The sequence below is a fragment of the Streptomyces sp. A1277 genome, assembly GCF_004795015.1.
Taxonomy (GTDB): domain Bacteria; phylum Actinomycetota; class Actinomycetes; order Streptomycetales; family Streptomycetaceae; genus Streptomyces.
Window position 1 is genome coordinate 1 of the sequence record NZ_SSBI01000113.1, and the last position, 657, is coordinate 657.

At 82.0% G+C, this 657-nt stretch carries 2 pseudogenes; one reads left to right on the forward strand and one right to left on the reverse strand.

The window, feature by feature from the left end:
• Window positions 1-443 (forward strand): annotated as a pseudogene (locus E6R18_RS33890) (PucR family transcriptional regulator); the annotation flags it as partial.
• Between the two features lie 96 nt (window positions 444-539).
• Here E6R18_RS33890 and E6R18_RS35435 read toward each other — a convergent pair.
• Window positions 540-657, reverse strand: a pseudogene (locus tag E6R18_RS35435) (co-chaperone GroES); the annotation flags it as partial.

The following is a 657-nucleotide window of genomic DNA, read 5'->3' on the forward strand; positions in this document are numbered from 1 at the left end:
GCCCGCGCCCGGCCCCCGCGGTGACCGACGCGCTCGGCCGCCTCGCCCGCCTCGTCACCCGGCAGGGGCCGGGCGCCCCCGCCTCCGCCACGGACACGGTCGACGGCGCCCACCTGCTCGCCTACCCCCTGGGCGGCGCCGACCGGCCGGCCCTTGCGGTGGCGACCCCGCACCGGCAGCCGGGCGACCACACGATCGCGGGCGTCGCCGCGGTCCTCCTCTCCCTCCTCACGGCCCCCCACCGGGGCGCGCCCGCCGCCGACCGCTCGGCGGCGCTCGTCCGGATGCTGCTCGGCACCGCCCCCGACGAGGTGGCCCCGCTCCTCGGCGAGGGCCCGTGGACCGTGGTGCACGCCCGCCGCACGGACGGCACCCCGGCGGACCCGCTCACGGCGGAGGCGCTGGGAGCGGCGCTGGGGTCGGCGCTGGTGGACGCGGGGCGGGAGGCGGGCGCGGGGGCCGGCTCCGGCGCGGGGCGGGGAGCGGGGTCGGCCGCCGGTACGGGGCTGGCCGCCGGTACCGGACCGGCCGCCGGTATCCCGCACCTCGACCTCCGCCCGGTCCTCCGGATCGAACAGCACCCGGTCACCCGGCTCGACCGTCCGCACGTTCTGCCCCACCGCGACCACCACGGCCCACCCCAGCCGACGGCCGACC